The organism is Streptomyces sp. NPDC039462, from assembly GCF_055639375.1.
In genome coordinates this window covers 1,081,361-1,097,298 of the sequence record NZ_JBVKAO010000001.1, presented here as the reverse complement: position 1 = coordinate 1,097,298, position 15,938 = coordinate 1,081,361, and the positions used below count along the sequence as shown (strand labels likewise).

Here is a 15,938-nt window from a genome sequence, read left to right as displayed (position 1 = left end):
CATGTCGGACCTGCTGGGATTCGTGCTGAGCGGCCTTGTCTCCGGGGCCCTGTACGCCCTCCTCGCCACGGGCCTCGTCCTGTCCTACTCGGCATCGGGCCTCTTCAACTTCGCGCACGGCGCCACCGCCTATCTGTGCGCCCTCGCCTTCCACGAACTGCACTCCGGCTTCGGCTGGCCCGCCGTGCCGACCGCGCTGCTGCTGGTCCTCGTGGTGGCCCCGGCGCTCGGCTGGGCCCTCGACCGGCTGATGTTCCGCAAGCTCGCGCGAGTCGGCGAGACCGCGCAGATCGTCGCGACCATCGGCCTGCTCGTCGCGCTGCCCGCGCTCGGCCTGTGGACCGTGGAGCTCCTGGCGGACGCGGGGGCACCGGTCAAACCGGCCGAGAACCAGTTCGGGCTGCCGGGTGTCGGGCCGAGCCCGGCCAAGAGCTGGCAGCTCATGGACGGTGTCGGCGTCGACTCCGACCAGCTGATCACGTGGGTGGCCACGGCGGTCGTCGCCGTCGGCCTGTGGATCCTGATGCGCCACACGCCGCTCGGCCTCAGGCTGCGGGCCGCCGTCGACAACCGCTCGCTCGTGGAGCTGCGCGGCATGAGCGCGGACCGGCTCTCCTCGGTGGCGTGGATGCTGTCGTCCGGCCTCGCGGGCCTTGCGGGCGTGCTCGCGACGCCGCTGCTCGGGCTCTCCGCCCACGACTTCACGCTGTTCCTCTTCGTGTCGGCGACGGCCGCCGTGCTCGGCCGCTTCATGTCGATCCCGCTGGCGTTCGCGGGCGGCCTCGCGCTCGGCGTGCTGCAGAACCTCGTCGCGGGGTACGCCGATTTCGCCGAGAAGATCACCGGCTTCCGTACGGCCGTGCCCTTCGTGATCCTGTTCGCCGGGCTGCTCCTGCTCACGCGGCGGCAGCGGACGGCGGGCACGGCAGCGGTGGACGCGCCGCCCGTCGACTATCTCGCCGGCCGGTCGTGGGCCCGCAGATGGGGGCCGTGGGCGGTGGCCGCGGCGCTCCTCGCCCTCGCGTTCTACACGGTCACGACCCCCTTCTGGAGCGGCATCCTCGCCCAAGGCCTCGCGATCTCCCTGGTCTTCGTCTCCTTCACCGTGGTGACGGGACTCGGCGCCATGGTGTCGCTGGCGCAGGCCACCTTCGTCACCTGTGCCGCGCTGGTCGCCGGGCTCCTGATGAGCCACGGCTGGCCGTTCTTCGCGGCGGCGCTGGTGGGGACCTGCGCGGCGGCGCTCCTCGGCGCGCTCGTGGCGCTGCCCGCGCTGCGGCTCGGCGGGCGGTCGCTGGCCCTCGCCACGCTGGCACTCGCCTTCCTCGCCGACCAAGTCCTCTTCCAGATGGGGTGGTTGCGCAACGGCGACACCGGCTGGGAGATCCCCCGCCCGGTCTTCGGTCCCGTCGACCTCTCGGACGACCGCGCCCTGGGCGTCGCGATGGTCGTCCTCGTCACGGCCGCCGTCGCCGCGCTCGGCGCGCTGCGGAACTCGCCGACGGGCCGGGCCATGCTGGCAGTGCGGTCCGCCCCGGCGGCGGCGATGGCGTCCGGCATCTCCGTGGTGCGCACCAAGCTGCTGCTGTTCACGCTGTCGGCGGGGCTCGCGGGGTTCGGCGGCGTGATGTACGCGTCCTACAACACCCGCGTCACGGCGACCGATTTCACCGCGATGACCGGCCTGATCTGGCTGGCGGTGGTGGTCGCCGCGGGCCTCCGGCGGCCGCAGTTCGCGGTGGTGGCGGGGCTGGTCTTCGCGATCGTGCCGCATCTGGTGTCGGACTACGTCACGGAGTCCGTGCACCTGCCGGTGATCCTGTTCGGCCTCGCGGGGCTGGCGCTGGCGAACGATCCGGACGGGTACTGCGCGGCGGTGTCGGTCCGGCTGCACCGTCGGCGGACGGCTTCGGCCCCTCGGGCGTTCGAGGAGCGGGGGCCTGGCCGGAGCGCCTCCGTGGCGGAGCCGCCGCGGAGCACGTCCTTGGCGGAGCCACCGCAGAGCACCTCCTTGGCGGAGCCGCGCAGGTCACAGCCGAGAAGGGACGGAACCGGGGCCGAAGCATCCGCCGCCCTCGCCCTCCACCACCTCCACGCGGGATACGACGGCGCCCCCGTCCTCCACGGGGTGGATCTCGCCGTCCACCCGGGCGAGATCGTCGCGCTGCTCGGCCCGAACGGCGCGGGGAAGTCCACCACGTGCCTCGCCGCGGCAGGCCTGCTCGCACCCACCCGGGGCCGCGTGTACGTCGCCGGTCGCGACGCCACCCGCGAGAGCGCCGTCCACCGCTCCCGCGCCGGTGTGGTCCTCGCCCCCGAGGGCCGCGGCATCTTCCCCGCACTCACCATCGACGAGAATCTCGCCCTGTACCTGAGGGGACGTGACGAACGCGACGCCGTGTACGAGCGGTTCGCGGGGCTCGCGGCGCGGCGCAAGGTCGCCGCGGGCTCGCTCTCCGGCGGCGAACAGCAACTCCTCGCGCTCGCCCCGCTGTTGCAGCGCCCGCCGAAGGTCCTGATCGCGGACGAGCCGTCGCTCGGCCTCGCGCCCCGCGTGGTCGACGACGTGTTCCGGCTGCTCGTCGAACTCCGGGACGGCGGCGCCGGGTTGCTCCTCGTCGAGGAGAAGGCCGCCGAGATCCTCGGGGTCGCGGACACGGTGGCGTATCTCGCGCAGGGCCGTGTCTCCTGGTGCGGCCCGCGCTCCGAGGTGCGCGCGGACCGGCTGACGGAGGCGTACCTGGGCATGGCCGCGGGCGGGGAGACGGCCGAGGGGGTGGGCGCGTCATGAGCGAGTACGTCCTGGAGGCCGCGGATGTCGGGGTCCGCTTCGGCGGGATCCGCGCCCTGGACGGCGTGGGGCTCGCCGTCCGCCAAGGGGAGATCTGCGGGCTCATCGGACCCAACGGGGCCGGTAAGACCACGCTGTTCGACGTGCTGTCGGGCATGCGCGGGCCGGACGGGGGCCGGGTGCTGCTCGACGGCCGTGACGTCACACACCGCTCCCCCGTGTGGCGCGCCCGGCACGGGATGCGCCGCACGTTCCAGCGGCAGCAGCTCTTCGGGCAGCTCACCGTCGCCGACAACCTCGTCGTCGCGCAGGAGTGGCGGGGCGGTGGCGGCGGGTTCGCCGCCGATCTGCTGGCCGCGCCGACCCGGCGCGCACACGAGACCGCGCGGCGGGAGCGGGCCGCGGCGGTGCTGCGCTCGTGCGGCCTCGACACGCTCGCCGGGCAGTACGCGGGCGCGCTGCCGGTCGGGCGGGCCCGCATGGTGGAGCTGGCGCGTGCGGTCGCGGACCCGCCGAGGGTGCTGCTCCTGGACGAGCCCGCTTCCGGGATGACGGCCGACGAACGGGACCTGCTGTCGGCCGTCGTCCGCAGACTCGCGGACGAGGAGGGCTGTGCGGTGCTGCTCGTGGAGCACAACGTCGCCTTCGTGATGGAACTCTGCGCCCGGGTCGTCGTCCTCGACCTGGGCCGGGTCCTCGCGCACGGCACGGCGGAGGAGGTGCGCGCGGACCCGCGGGTACGGGACGCCTACCTCGGGACCACGGGCGCCGACGGCGAGGGCGGTTCGGCCGGCCCTCTCAGGACGGCGTGATGCGCTCGACGAAGTGGCGCTGGTCTGCGAGGAACCCGTCGGCGTACAGGCGTCGGGGGGCGAAGACGGCGGTGAGGGTGAGGCGCGCCTCGGAGTTCTCGACGGCGTTGTCGACCAGTGAGTGGGTGGCGTCGGGGTAGTGCTCCACCGTCAGGGACGCGGGCGGCAGGATGCGGCGGTAGGTGGCCTCGGTGTCGGCGACGTCCACGTTGACGTCGTGCCCGGCCAGCACCAGGAGCGTGGGGGTGCCGCGCATGGCGCGCAGGTCCTCGCGCGCGTTGGAGTGGTAGTTCTTGGCGATGAACCGCCAGCGTGCGGCGGTCATGCCGTCGGTGCCATTGCCATTGTCGGTGTCGGCGACCGCGGCGCGGTACTGCGCGAAGGTCGCGCCCTGTCGCAGCAGGCGCAGGGTCGTCTCGCGCCGTCGCAGCGCCGCCCGCGTCTCGTCGCGGGTGGCGCCGTCCCTGCGCAGTTCGGCGAGGAGGTTGTAGCGCCCTTGCCGCTGCCAGTCGACGGCCGGTGAGACCGCGATGACGAACCGGAGAGCGCGGTCGCGGGACGCGACTTTCGGCAGCACCCACCCGGCCTGGCTGGCCCCCCACAGTCCGACGCGCCGCCCGTCGATGTCGGGACGCTCGCGGGCCCAGGCGATCGCGGCGAGGGTTTCGTCCGCGCGGTCGTCCATGCTCTGGTCCAGCCAGTCCCCCTCGGAGGCGCCGACGCCGGGCTTGCTCAGGGAGAGCGAGGCGTAGCCGGCCTTCGCGAAGGACTCCCACAGGGGCCGGTAGAAGGTGTCGTGCGTGGCGTCGACAGGACCGTCCCCATGGACGAAGACGACCAGCCCGAACGGGCCGTCTCCCTCCTGCGGCCGCGCCAGGACGCCGTCCAGCAGCCGCCCTTCGTGCCGCACGGCGATGCGCTCCTCCCGCAGCGCGTACGTGTTCTGCCAGACCGCGACACCGCCGGCCCCCGCGCCCACCAGCAGCACGGCGACCAGTGACCACGCGAGGACACGCCATCGGCGCCGCGCGAACAGCGTCGGCAGTCTCTTCATCTCTCCCCCAAAAACTATCGCTGTCAATACGTTCGTATGCAGAATGAGCGTAGTAGAGTCGATAGTGCAAGGGCGGGCGCTCCGCCCCTGCCGCATGGAAGGGGATGCCGATGGAGCCGATGGACGGCCCGGGGATACGGAGGGGCGTACCCGAGGGCAGTGAGATACGGGTGGCCGCGCTGTACTGGGAGGCCTTCGGGCGGAAGCTCGGTGCCGCCCTGAACCCGCCGGACAAGGCGCGCGCCTTCCTCGCGGCCCATCTCCACCACGACCGGGGGGTGGTCGCCCTCGTCGACGGCAAGGTGGCGGGGGTGGCCGGCTACCAACTCGACGAACGCGGCCTGACGGGCGGCAGCGCGGGAGACGTCCTGGCCACGTACGGAACCTTGCGCGGGCTGCCCCGCCTGCCTCTTCTCCTCCTGATGGAACGACGCCCCGCCGACGGCGAGCTCGTCATGGACGGCATCGCGGTCGCCGCCGAGCACCGCGGCAAGGGCATCGGCAGCCTCCTGCTGCGCGAGATCGCGGCCGTGGCCGCCGAGCACTCCTGCCGGCGCGTCCGTCTCGACGTCATCGACGTCAACCCGCGCGCCCGCGCCCTGTACGAACGGCACGGCTTCGTCGCCGTACGCACCGAGAAGACCCCGTACCTGCGCGGTCTGATGGGCTTCGGCGCCGTCACGACCATGCACCGGCCCGTCACACCGGCCGCCTCGGCGGACCGCAGGGAGGCTCGATGAACACCACCACGAACAGTCCGACCGACGACGCGCGGGCCGACGACGCTCGGGCCGACGCGGACGGCACCACCCCCGTGCCCGTCCCCACCCGGCTGCTCGTCCACGCCCTGGTCCGCGAGGACGGCACGGTCGACTCCGGTGAGCTGTACGCGGTCGCGGGTCTGCTGGGCATGACCGATCAGCAGGTCCGCCTCTGCATCAAGCGGCTCGTCGCCGAGGGCCGCTTCACCCACGAGGGCCGGGGACGCAAGGCCCTGTTGAAGGCGGTCGCCGACTACACCGGCTCGATCACCCCCGACGTCGCCTTCGTCCGCCACGCCTACCGCCAGGACCACGGTCTCGCCGCCTGGGACGGCGTCTGGCACCTCTTCGCCTTCGCCATCCCCGAGTCGAGCAGGACGGCCCGCGACACCCTCCGCGACACCTTGCGCCACCTCGGCGCCGCCCCGGTCCAGAGCGGCCTCTACGTCACCGCGAACCCCATCGAAGAACTCGTCGAGGCCCAGGCGCGCCATCTCGACGTGGCCCACGCGCTGACCTGCCTCACCAGCACCGATCTGCGCGTCGGGGGCCTCGACGACCCGCCCGCGCTGGCCGCCGCCCTCTGGCCCCTGGACGACATCGCCGCGCGCCACGACCGCCTCGCCGGCCTCGCCCAGGTGTACCTCGACCGGCTCACGCGGCCGGACGGCCCCAGCGGGCCGGAGCGGTTGGCCATGGCCGTCCGGCTCGCCGCGGCCTTCAGCCACGCGATGGAACCCGACCCGCTCCTGCCGCCCGAGCTCCTCCCCCGGCCCTGGCCCGGGACGCATGCCCGCCGGCTCGCGGCCGCCTGCTGGACCGCACTCGCCGAAGCCGACACCCATGCCCCCACCGGGACCCCGGCCCCGCGCCTGTTCGTCCAGTACGGGGACCTGCTCGCCTCACTCCCCGAGGGCCTGGCCTAAGACACGGGTCTTCCGTCAAGCCCTCCTAACCCACCGAGTTCTGACTGAGCGTCACCTTGAGAATCTTGTCGGAGCCGTCGGGCTGTCCGCCCATGTTGTCGGCGTTGGTGGTGGTCAGCCACAGCGCCTCGGCACCGGGCACGGCGGTGACCGCGCGCAGGCGTCCGTACGCGCCCACGTAGTAGGACGTCGCGGAGCCCACCTCCTCGTTTCCGGCGTTGATCGGGATGCGCCACAGGCGTTGACCCCTCAGCGCCGCCATGTAGACGGCGCCGTCGACGACGGCCACGCCGCTCGGCGAGGCCTCGGCGACACCCCAGGTCTTCTTGGGGTTGGTCATGCCGGCGACGGAGCAGGCGCCTTCGCAGGTGGGCCAGCCGTAGTTCCCGCCCGGCTTGATGAGGTTCAGCTCGTCCTTCTTGCTGTCCCCCAACTCGGCCTCCCACAGGCGCCCTTGCGCGTCGAAGGCGATACCCTGCGGGTTGCGGTGCCCCATGCTGTAGACGTAGTTGCCGAAGGGGTTGCCCGGTGCGGGCTTCCCGTCCCTGGTCAGGCGCAGGATCTTGCCGTTGAGGGAGTTCCTGTCCTGGGCGAGCGGCTTGTCCTGCGCGTCGCCCGTGGTGGCGTAGAGGTGGCCGTCGGGCCCGAAGGCCAGCCGGCCACCGTTGTGGTACTTGTTCTTCTTGATCCCCTTGAGCAGCGGCTTGTAGCCGTTCAGGGTCGTCCCGTCGTACGTCATGCGGGCGATGCGGTTGCCTTCGGACGACGTGTGCATCACATACACGTAGTGGTTGGTGCCCCAGTCCGGGTCGACGGCCACGCCCATCAGCCCGCCCTCGCCGCCGGTGGTCTGCGACTCGGGGACGGTGCCGAGCGGCTTCTTCTCCCGGCCGTCCTTCGAGACCCGCCACACCCGGAAGGCGTCGCGCTCGGTGACCAGGGCGGCCGATCCGTCGGGCAGCCAGGCGGTGCCCCAGGGGATGGTCCAGCCGGTGGATACGGTCGTGACGGTTCCCGGTTCGCCGGGCGGAGCCGCGGGCGACGCTCCGGCCAGAGCGGCCGGTGTCACCCCTGCGAGCACTGCGCCGACCGCCAGCGTGGCGGTCCATCTGCGTGGGGTCGGTATGAGAGACGGCACGGAGGAATCCTCTCTGCGTCCATTGCGGGTACGAGGTGGTTATCGGGCCGCCAAGTCGGCTGTGTGGGTGCGGTATTCGAAGTGGGGCGGGGTCGGTGCGTGGGCGCTCGCCGCGTCCACCAGGGTGCGGACCGTCGCGTGGTCCGGTGAGCGGTGGCAGGCGGGGTCGGTGCGTGCGGCGTCACCGGTCAAGGCGTACGCCTGGCAGCGGCAGCCGCCGAAGTCGACGGTACGGAGTTCGCAGCCGCGGCAGGGGTCGCCCATCCAGGCCTCGCCGCGGTAGCGGTTGAACGCGTCCGACTCCCGCCAGATCCAGGACAGTTCGCGCTCCCTGACGTTCGGGGCGGCAGGGCCGAGCAGTTCGGCGGCCGCCGGGCAGGGCAGCACCGTGCCGTCGGGGGCGACGGTCAGGGAGAGGGCACCCCAGCCGCCCATGCAGGGCTTCGCGGTGCCGTCGACGTAGTCGGGTGCGACCCACACCAGTTCCATGCGGCCTGCGAGCCGCTCCCGCCACCGTTCGACGCGGTCGCGGGCCCGGGCGACCTGGGCGCGGTCCGGCAGCAGGGCGTCGCGGTTGCGCAGCGCCCAGCCGTAGAACTGCGTGTTGGCCAGCTCGACGCGGTCGGCGCCCCAGGCCAGGCCAAGTTCCACGAGGGAGTCGAGCGCGTCGAGGTTGGCGCGGTGCAGGACGGCGTTGAGCCCCAGCGGCAGCCCGGCCCGCCCGACGAGCCGCGCCGCCCGCTCCTTGGCGGTGAACGCCCGCGCTCCGGCGATGTGCTGGGCGGCCGCCCGGTCGGTGTGCTGCACGGACAGCTGGACGCTGCGCAGGCCGGCGTCGACGAGCCGGTCGAGGCGCTCACGGTGCAGGCCGACGCCGCTGGTCACGAGCTGTGTGTGGATACCGGCGGCGTCCGCCGCGGCCACGATCTCGACGAGGTCCCGGCGCAGCAGTGGCTCCCCGCCGGACAGGTGGGTCTGCACCACCCCGAGATCGGCGGCCTGACGCAGCACGGAGGCCCACTCCGCCGCCGTCAACTCGGCGCTTCGGGCGGTGAGTTCGAGGGGGTTGGAGCAGTAGGCGCAGCGCAGGGGGCAGCCGTGGGTGAGTTCGGCGAGGAGTGCCCAGGGCGGGTCGGGGACAGGCGCCGGGTGGTCCGGGTCCGACATGCGCACCCCTTCAGGGAGAGTCATCGCAGCCACCCCTCCGCCCGCAGCCGGCCCAGGAACTCCGGCACTTCCTCGGCGACGGGAGCGTCCGGGTGGCGCTCCGACAGTTCGGCGACGATGTCCGCGACCTCGCGTTCGCCGTCGCACAGACCCACGATGCTCCCGGCCGCTCCCCGCAGCACGACGACGCGCTCGGGCAGCACCAGCAGGTCGACGCCGCGCACCCGTTCGTGCCGGAGCAGCACGGAGCGGGCGAGCGCGGGGCGCCAGACCTCACGTACGACATCCTGAGCGGTCACTCGGCACCCCCGGGGCCACGGTCGACGGCGTCGAGCAGCGACCACAGCACGTCGCACTTGAACGCGAGCGCCGCGACGGCCCGTTCCTGCTCCTCACGGGTGCGCGCCCAGGCCAGGACGAGGGCGAGCGCCTCCCGGCCGTCGCGGCTGCCCTGCCCGACGCGCGTACGGAAGTAGTCGAGCCCCGCCGTGTCGATCCACGGGTAGTGCCGCTCGAAGGCGGTGATCCTGGTCCGCATCAGGTCGGGGGCGGACAGTTCGGTGAGCGAGGCGGCGACGGCGTCGAGTGCGGGCCTGAGCCTGCAGAAGTTGACGTAGCCGTCGACGGCGAGCCGCACACCCGGCAACACCCTTGAGGAGTCTTGGAGTTGCTCCCTTGCGAGGCCGGCCGCCTCACCGAGCCGCAGCCAGCGTTCGATGCCGCCCTCGCCGTCCCGTTCCCCGTCGTGGTCGCGGATCCTGCGCAGCCAGCCGCGGCGCAGCGCCGGATCGTCGAACTTGGCGAGGATCAGGGCGTCCTTGACGGGGATGTGCCGCTGGTAGTGGAACCGGTTGACGATCCAGCGGCGCACCTCCTCCGGGGTGAGGTCGCCTTCGTGCATGCGTACGTTGAAGGGGTGCCGGTCGTGGTAGCGCTCGGCGGAGACGGCGCGCAGCCGGTCGGTGAGCTCGTCGGGGGTCCACGGCGCGGCGGCCCCGGCCGCGGTGGGCTCGGCAGTCGTGGTGCTCACAGCTCGATCACCATCCCGTCGGCGGCGACTTCGAGCCCCCGCTCGGCGAGGAACTTGTACTGCTCGGCGTCCGGGTCCCCGAGGGGGTTCGTGTTGTTGAGGTGGGTGTAGAGGACGCGGCCGGGCAGCCGCGCCAGCCGGTGGGCCGTGCCGGTGGGTCCGGCGATGGGAAGGTGCCCCATCGCGGTGGCGGTACGGGCGGTGAACCCGGCGCGCACCGGTTCCTCCTCGTCCCAGAACGTGCCGTCGACGATGACGCAGTCCGCGGCGCGGGCGGCCTCGTCGAAGGCGTCGCTCCAGACGGCGAGGGAGGGGGCATAGAGCACGGTGCGGCCGGTGGCGGGTTCGGTGAGGCGCAGCGCGACGGACCAGGTGCCGGTGTCGGGTCCGGTCCCGGCGGCGTACCGCGGACGCTTGTCCGAAATCGGTACGGCGCCGACGTGGATTCCGGATCCGTCGCCGTGGATCCCGGGGCCGCCGTCGAGCGGCACGGCACGCCCCTGCGGCAGTTCCCGCCACCGTACGCGCGTGTAGGGCTCCAGGAGGGTGTCGAGCCGGAGACCCTCGCGGACGGCGTCGCGCACGGGAGGGGTCGCCAGGACCTCGACGCCGTCGCGGGCCTCGCGCAGCCGGGCGAGGCCCAGGGTGTGGTCGAGTTCGGCGTCGGTGAGGACGACCCCGGCGACGGGGGTGCGCCGCGTGTCGCCCGGCGCGCCGGGGCGCAGTGCCGGGACGGCTTCGATCTGGTCGCCGATGTCGGGGGTGGCGTTGACGAGGTACCAGCGGTCCTCGCCGGCGTGGACGGCGAGCGCGGCGTGCCGACGGCGGCGTTCCGGGTGGGCGCGTGCCCCGGCGCACCCGGGACACGCGCAGTTCCACTGGGGGAGCCCGCCGCCCGCCGCGGTGCCGAGCACCTGCAGCAGCATGGCGGCGGCTCTACCGGTCGGCGAGGCGGTAGGCGGTGACTTCGAGGGCGGTGTCGACGATCGCGTACTGGGGTGTCTGCCAGCCCGTGACGTCGCCGTCGGTCGCGCGCGCCGGCTCGTGGGCGGGTTTCTCCTGGTCGGTGCTGTGCATGGCGCTGCCTTCCTGAAGAGGTGGGGGTTTCAGGAACAAACCACAGGGACGCGGGGCAACCGATGTGCTTGTAGCGTTCATATAGGTGTCCCGCGTTCAGCGGTGTGCAATAGAGTCGCGGCATGACGGGACACCGTCAATGGTGCGGACCGATCCGGCACGCGTTCCGCTTCGATATCCGGCCATTCAGGAATGCGGCACGGCCGCTGATCGTTGACCATGGGGCACAACAACCGACGACTTAAGGATCGAGAGCTCGTGAGCAAGGTTCCCCCGATCATCCTCAACAACGGCGTCGAGATGCCTCAGCTCGGTTTCGGCGTCTGGCAGGTTCCGGACGACGAGGCCGAGAAGGCCGTCGCGACGGCGCTGGAGGCCGGGTACCGCAGCATCGACACCGCGGCCATCTACGGCAACGAAGAAGGCACGGGCAAGGCGATCGCCGCTTCCGGCGTGGCCCGTGAGGAACTGTTCGTCACGACCAAGCTCTGGAACGCCGACCAGGGCCACGACGCGACGCTGCGCGCCTTCGACACGTCGCTGGAGAAGCTCGGTCTCGACTACGTGGACCTGTACCTGATCCACTGGCCGGTCCCCTCCAAGGACGCGTACGTCGACACGTACAAGGCCTTCGAGAAGATCCACGCCGACGGCCGTGCCAAGTCCATCGGCGTCTCGAACTTCCTGCCCGAGCACCTGGAGCGGCTGACCGGCGAGACGTCGATCATCCCGGCCGTCAACCAGATCGAGCTGCACCCGCACCTGCAGCAGCGCGCCGCGCGCGAGTTCCACGCCGAGCAGGGCATCGCCACCGAGGCGTGGTCGCCGCTCGGCTCGGGCCGCGGCCTCCTGGAGGTCCCGGCGATCGTCGCCATCGCGCGGAAGCACGGGCGCTCCCCCGCGCAGATCGTGCTGCGCTGGCACATCCAGCTGGGCAACATCGTGATCCCCAAGTCCGTGACCCCGTCGCGGATCAAGGAGAACATCGACGTGTACGGCTTCGAGCTCGACCCCGAGGACATGGCGGCGATCTCCGCGCTGAACGAGGACCGGCGGATCGGCCCGGACCCGGCGACGTTCGACGTGGTCTGAGCCCCTCCCGCGCGACGGACCGCCTCCGCCTCCCGTCTCAGGGCCGGCGGAGGCGGTCCGCCTGCGAGACCCCCTCGACGCCCTCCGGCTCGGCCCCCTCCGGCGGCACCCGGCGCGACCAGGTCAGCTTCACCATCAGGTGCCCCTCCGCCGCCGTCTTGGCGATGACCGCGCCCGCCGCGGCGCTGAGCTTGACACCGAACTCCAGCTCGATCGTGTCGGGGTCAAGCGCGCGGTCGCGGAAGGTCCGCAGCGCGGACATCGCGGCGCCGCGCACATTGCCCAGCGCCGACTCGAACCGCCCCTCGACGTCGTGGATCTCCCCGCCCTCACCGCGCCGCGACACCGACCGGAACCCGGGATCCCTGGAGTCCACCTCCACCACGACGGGCCCTTCGTCGGACTCCCAGCGCATCAGTTCGTTCACGGGCGGCCCCCTCGTTCTCCTCGGCCGAGCCCCGACCGCCCGGCAACGCTGCCCCGAACGTACGCCAACCAGCCTGCCGGGACAGGCTGGTTGACACGTAATCCCCCCCCTAGGCGTCCTTGACCGCCACATGCACCGTCTGCGCCGTCAGCAGGAACAGATCGGGGCGCTTGTGCAGGCTCTGCGGGTCGTCGGCGTCCAAGAGGCGGTCGAAGGTCGCGCGGTCGTCCGGCGTGAGGCGCTCCGAGTGCATTTCGCGGCGGCGGGTGAACTCCTCCACCACGTGGGCGCGGGCGTCCTCCGAGAGGGGGGCGGGCAGGTCGAGGAGGAAGCTGCGCGTGGCCTCGTACCGCAGACCGGCCGCGGTGAGGAGGGCCGGCCAGTCCTCCGTCGCCCCCTTCGATCCGTCGAGCCCCTCGCGCATCCCGGCGAACCACTCCTCGTCGCCCGCCTCCAGGCGGGACAGGAGGCCGGGGCGGCCGAAGCCGATGTCGCGGGGCAGGTAGCGGGCGCTCAGGCCGCCCTCCAGGAGGGCGATGGCGCCGCCGGGCGCGAGGCGGCCGGCGAGCGCGGCGAGCGCGGCGCCCTGGTCGCCGACGTGGTGCAGGGACTTGCACAGCCACAGCAGGTCCGCCTCGGGCACGTCGTCGATGGCGTCCGGGAGAGCGGCGCGCACCGTGTCGAAGCGGTCGCTGAGGCCTTCGTCCGCGGCGCGCTCGCGGGCCCGCCGCAGGAGTTCCTCCTCGGGGTCCGCCGCGACGATCCGCGCCTTGGGGAACGCCTCGGCCAGCACGAAGGAGACGGCGCCCGGACCGCTGCCGACGTCGACGACGACGCCGGGCTCCGGGACCCAGCGGGTGAGCCAGGACGCCACCTCGCCGTACATCGGCGCGGCGACGCGGGCGTAGCGCTCCAGCATGATGCCCATGGCCGACCAGTCCATGTCGCCGTGCCCGTGACCGTGCCCGTGTCCGTGCCCGTGGCTCTCGCCGTGCCCGTGGTGATGCCCCATCGTCTTGTGCCGCCTTCCGGTTCGCTGCCCTCGTGTGGGAACAGGACTGTGTGGACAGGACCAGCCTGCTCCCGATTCCCGGTTTTCGGCGAACGATGTTGCCGCTATCGCAAAAAACTCACCCCGAAGGTCGGGACGGCACCGCTCAGCGTCGCTTCCGGTACGCGCGCAGCGTGAAGCGCGGGTCGGGGCGTGGGACGTCCTGGTCCGGAAGCTCCGCGAGCCGGGCGGCGAGCCGCGCGGCCAGGGGTCCGTCGGGCGGAATCCGCGTGAACCAGCCGCGCCGCAGGTCGTCGACCGTGGAGCGGGGCGTGCGCCCCTGCCCGTGGCCGCGGAACCGCGCCCGCCCGGCCGGCGCCAGACCGTGTTCGGCGGCGTAGGCGTCGACGGCCTCGACCCGGTCGACCGCGAGCCGCACCGGGCGCGGCGCGAGCACGGCGTCGATGTCGCTGCGGACGTCGTGGGAGGCGGCCTTGTCCACGGTGGTGACGTAGACCCCGCCGGGCCGCAGCACCCGCGCACACTCGGCGACGACCGACGACGTCTCCTCGGGCCCGGAGAGGAGGTGCAGCAGCCATACGGTCGTGACCGCGTCGAACGCCGCGTCGGGGAACGGGAGTTGGCGGCTGTCGCCGAGCACGATGGCGCCAGGGACGCGCCCCGCGGCCATCCGGGCCATGCGGTACGCGGCGTCCACCCCGGTCACCCGCAGCCCCGGCCGCTCGGCGAGGCAGCGGGTGACCAGGCCGGTTCCGCAGGCGACGTCGAGGAGTGTGCCGGCGTCGGCGGGCACCAGGCCGAGGACCGCTTCGGCGGCGGCAGCGGCGCGGGGTTCGCCGCCGCGCGAGGCGTCGTACCGGTCGGCCTCCTTGCTGTAGTCCAGCATCGGCGGTCAGCCCGCCCCGTGCGCGGGCGCCAACTCCTGGACCCTGCGGGCGAGTTCGAAGTCCAGCTCGTTGAGGGCGCCGCCCGCGCTGTGCGTGTGCACGGCGAGCGTGACGGTGTTGTAGCCGAGGGTCAGGTCGGAGTGGTGGCCGAGCTCCTCCTGCGTCCGCGCGATGTGGACGACGAGTCCGGTCGCCGCGAAGTGCGAGCCGAGCCGGTAGGAGCGGGTGATCCTGCCGTCCTCCAGGGACCAGCCGGGCAGCTCGGCGAGGCGGTCCTCGATCTCCTTCTGCGAGAGCGGTTCGGGGGGCATGGGCCACGCTCCTTCCGGGAAGTCGGTCTTCGCCTCACCCTGCCACAAATTGTTTCGATTACCTTCTACGTATGACAACCGCCGCGCCCGCCAAGGGGACCACCAAAGGCAAGGCCAAGGGGCACACGGAGAACACGGGGAACACCGTCGCGAGCGGCACCGGAGTGGGTCCGCTGCTGCGCGGCTGGCGCGAGCGGCGCAAGGTGAGCCAGCTGGAACTGGCCCTGCGCGCCGACTCCTCCGCGAGGCACATCAGCTTCGTCGAGACGGGCAGGTCGCGCCCGAGCGAGGAGTTCCTGCTGCGCATCGCCGACCACCTCGACGTGCCGGTGCGGGAGCGCAACGCGCTGCTCCTGGCGGCCGGTTACGCGCCGCGGTTCCGGGAGACCCCGCTGGACGACCCCGCCATGGGCACGCTGCGCGAGGGCCTCGAACAGCTCCTGGCCGGCTACGAGCCCTATCCGGCCCTGGTGGTCGACGCGGCGTACGACGTCGTCGCGGCGAACCGCGGCATCGCGATGATCCTCGACGGCATTCCCGAGCACCTGCTCGCGCCACCCCTGAACGCGATGCGGCTGACGCTCCACCCGGAGGGCCTGGCGCCCCGGATCCGCAATCTGCGGGAGTGGCGTGGGCACCTGCTGCACCAGATGGAGCGGCAGATCGCGCTGCAGCGCTCGGACGCGCTGCGGGCGGTGTACGAGGAGGTGGCGGCGTATCCGGTGGCGGATCCCGGGGTGGACGCCTTCGAGGCGGGCACAGAGGTGCCGTACTTCGCGCTGCCCCTGCGGATCGAGCACGACGGGCATGTGCTGTCCTTCATCTCGTCGATCTCGACGTTCAACACCCCGATGGACGTCACGGTCGCCGAGCTGGCCATCGAGACTTTGCTCCCGGCCGACCCGGCGACGTCGAAATACCTGCAAGCGCACGTGTCCTAGAGGGTGGTTCCGTGGCCGTGACCGTCAGGGCCTGAGCGCCCGCAGCGCCGCGTACTGCAGCACGGCGAAGCCGCCCACGGTCACGGCCTGGAGGGGGATCCAGACCGCTCCCGCCGTGCCGGGCGAGAGCCAGCCGACGAGGGCGACGACGCTGGCCAGCGCCCAGACGGCGTTCGCCTCGACGACCGCCTGCACGGCGGCCTTCGGCGGGCTCTTGCGCGAGGCGAGGTAGCCGACGCCCGCCCCGAACAGGGTGAGGAAGACGCCGAGGCCGAGGAGCAGCCCGGAGTCGACGCCGAGGAAGTCGCCGAGAGGGCCGGAGGCGGCGGCGTACGCGATGCCGTTGCCTGCGGTCACGACCGCGTCCAGGCCGAGGAAGCGGCGCAGCATCGTGGTCGGGTCGGTGGTGCGGGCGAGCGTGGCGAGCGGGTACGTGGACGTGGCCATGGCGGATGCCTCCCGGCGGGGAACGGTTTCGGGTGCCGGGTCCGGTCCGGAGTGCGCCGGACCGG

The 15,938-nt window shown here is 72.8% G+C and carries 18 protein-coding genes; 6 read left to right on the top strand and 12 right to left on the bottom strand.

Features of this window, described 5'->3' with window-relative positions:
* The first annotated feature begins 1 nt into the window (after position 1).
* Positions 2–2,791, top strand: a complete 2,790-nt coding sequence (locus ACZ7LU_RS04665) for an ABC transporter permease subunit (protein ID WP_471915682.1) — start codon at positions 2–4, stop codon at positions 2,789–2,791.
* A complete protein-coding gene (locus ACZ7LU_RS04660) occupies positions 2,788–3,603 on the top strand; it encodes an ABC transporter ATP-binding protein (protein ID WP_471915681.1) in 816 nt (271 codons plus the stop codon). Before ACZ7LU_RS04665 ends, ACZ7LU_RS04660 begins: the two co-directional genes overlap by 4 nt.
* Here ACZ7LU_RS04660 and ACZ7LU_RS04655 read toward each other — a convergent pair.
* Complete coding sequence (locus tag ACZ7LU_RS04655; RefSeq protein ID WP_471915680.1) at positions 3,590–4,657, bottom strand: alpha/beta hydrolase family protein; 1,068 nt, start codon at positions 4,655–4,657, stop codon at positions 3,590–3,592. The two genes, ACZ7LU_RS04660 and ACZ7LU_RS04655, sit on opposite strands and share 14 nt — an antisense overlap.
* 110 nt (positions 4,658–4,767) lie before the next feature.
* On the opposite strand from ACZ7LU_RS04655, the gene ACZ7LU_RS04650 reads away from it, so the two are divergent.
* A complete protein-coding gene (locus ACZ7LU_RS04650; RefSeq protein WP_471915679.1) occupies positions 4,768–5,397 on the top strand; it encodes a GNAT family N-acetyltransferase in 630 nt (209 codons plus the stop codon).
* The gene (locus tag ACZ7LU_RS04645; RefSeq protein ID WP_471915678.1) at positions 5,394–6,344 is read left to right on the top strand and encodes a PaaX family transcriptional regulator C-terminal domain-containing protein; all 951 of its coding nucleotides are present in this window, start codon (positions 5,394–5,396) and stop codon (positions 6,342–6,344) included. The genes ACZ7LU_RS04650 and ACZ7LU_RS04645 overlap by 4 nt, the downstream gene beginning before the upstream one ends.
* Positions 6,345–6,369: 25 nt before the next feature.
* Here the strand turns inward: ACZ7LU_RS04645 and ACZ7LU_RS04640 are convergent, their stop codons facing one another.
* The 6 genes from ACZ7LU_RS04640 to pqqA are packed head-to-tail and all read right to left on the bottom strand — an operon-like array spanning position 6,370 to position 10,756.
* Positions 6,370–7,482 (bottom strand): PQQ-dependent sugar dehydrogenase, encoded by a 1,113-nt coding sequence (locus tag ACZ7LU_RS04640; RefSeq protein WP_471915677.1) that lies wholly within the window; start codon positions 7,480–7,482, stop codon positions 6,370–6,372.
* A 39-nt stretch (positions 7,483–7,521) separates the two neighbouring features.
* Positions 7,522–8,649 carry a pyrroloquinoline quinone biosynthesis protein PqqE gene (gene pqqE, locus ACZ7LU_RS04635; protein ID WP_471915676.1) on the bottom strand — a complete coding sequence of 376 codons (1,128 nt, stop codon included), beginning with the start codon at positions 8,647–8,649 and terminating at the stop codon, positions 7,522–7,524.
* A 20-nt stretch (positions 8,650–8,669) separates the two neighbouring features.
* Positions 8,670–8,948 carry a pyrroloquinoline quinone biosynthesis peptide chaperone PqqD gene (gene pqqD, locus ACZ7LU_RS04630; RefSeq protein ID WP_471915675.1) on the bottom strand — a complete coding sequence of 93 codons (279 nt, stop codon included), beginning with the start codon at positions 8,946–8,948 and terminating at the stop codon, positions 8,670–8,672.
* Complete coding sequence (gene pqqC, locus ACZ7LU_RS04625; RefSeq protein WP_471915674.1) at positions 8,945–9,679, bottom strand: pyrroloquinoline-quinone synthase PqqC; 735 nt, start codon at positions 9,677–9,679, stop codon at positions 8,945–8,947. The genes pqqD and pqqC overlap by 4 nt, the downstream gene beginning before the upstream one ends.
* Positions 9,676–10,605, bottom strand: coding sequence for a pyrroloquinoline quinone biosynthesis protein PqqB (gene pqqB / locus ACZ7LU_RS04620; protein WP_471915673.1), 930 nt, complete (start codon positions 10,603–10,605; stop codon positions 9,676–9,678). The genes pqqC and pqqB overlap by 4 nt, the downstream gene beginning before the upstream one ends.
* A 10-nt stretch (positions 10,606–10,615) precedes the next feature.
* On the bottom strand, positions 10,616–10,756 hold the full coding sequence (pqqA, locus tag ACZ7LU_RS04615; protein WP_471915672.1) for a pyrroloquinoline quinone precursor peptide PqqA: 141 nt from the start codon (positions 10,754–10,756) through the stop codon (positions 10,616–10,618).
* Between the two features lie 300 nt (positions 10,757–11,056).
* Here pqqA and ACZ7LU_RS04610 point away from each other — a divergent pair, with 300 nt between their 5' ends.
* Entirely contained in the window at positions 11,057–11,848 is a 792-nt protein-coding gene (locus tag ACZ7LU_RS04610) for an aldo/keto reductase (RefSeq protein ID WP_468303335.1), read from the top strand.
* A 37-nt stretch (positions 11,849–11,885) separates the two neighbouring features.
* Here ACZ7LU_RS04610 and ACZ7LU_RS04605 read toward each other — a convergent pair whose 3' ends face one another.
* The 4 genes from ACZ7LU_RS04605 to ACZ7LU_RS04590 all read right to left on the bottom strand — a co-directional run bounded on the left by ACZ7LU_RS04605 (position 11,886) and on the right by ACZ7LU_RS04590 (position 14,485).
* Positions 11,886–12,275 carry a CU044_2847 family protein gene (locus tag ACZ7LU_RS04605; protein ID WP_471915671.1) on the bottom strand — a complete coding sequence of 130 codons (390 nt, stop codon included), beginning with the start codon at positions 12,273–12,275 and terminating at the stop codon, positions 11,886–11,888.
* A 109-nt stretch (positions 12,276–12,384) separates the two neighbouring features.
* The gene (locus ACZ7LU_RS04600) at positions 12,385–13,287 is read right to left on the bottom strand and encodes a class I SAM-dependent methyltransferase (RefSeq protein WP_471915670.1); all 903 of its coding nucleotides are present in this window, start codon (positions 13,285–13,287) and stop codon (positions 12,385–12,387) included.
* A 145-nt stretch (positions 13,288–13,432) separates the two neighbouring features.
* The gene (locus ACZ7LU_RS04595; protein WP_398299587.1) at positions 13,433–14,173 is read right to left on the bottom strand and encodes a class I SAM-dependent methyltransferase; all 741 of its coding nucleotides are present in this window, start codon (positions 14,171–14,173) and stop codon (positions 13,433–13,435) included.
* A 6-nt stretch (positions 14,174–14,179) separates the two neighbouring features.
* A complete protein-coding gene (locus ACZ7LU_RS04590; protein ID WP_471915669.1) occupies positions 14,180–14,485 on the bottom strand; it encodes a 4a-hydroxytetrahydrobiopterin dehydratase in 306 nt (101 codons plus the stop codon).
* 71 nt (positions 14,486–14,556) lie between these two features.
* On the opposite strand from ACZ7LU_RS04590, the gene ACZ7LU_RS04585 reads away from it, so the two are divergent.
* Positions 14,557–15,426, top strand: a complete 870-nt coding sequence (locus ACZ7LU_RS04585; protein ID WP_471915668.1) for a helix-turn-helix domain-containing protein — start codon at positions 14,557–14,559, stop codon at positions 15,424–15,426.
* Between the two features lie 24 nt (positions 15,427–15,450).
* Here the strand turns inward: ACZ7LU_RS04585 and ACZ7LU_RS04580 are convergent, their stop codons facing one another.
* Complete coding sequence (locus ACZ7LU_RS04580) at positions 15,451–15,873, bottom strand: hypothetical protein (protein ID WP_398299593.1); 423 nt, start codon at positions 15,871–15,873, stop codon at positions 15,451–15,453.
* Positions 15,874–15,938: the final 65 nt, after the last annotated feature.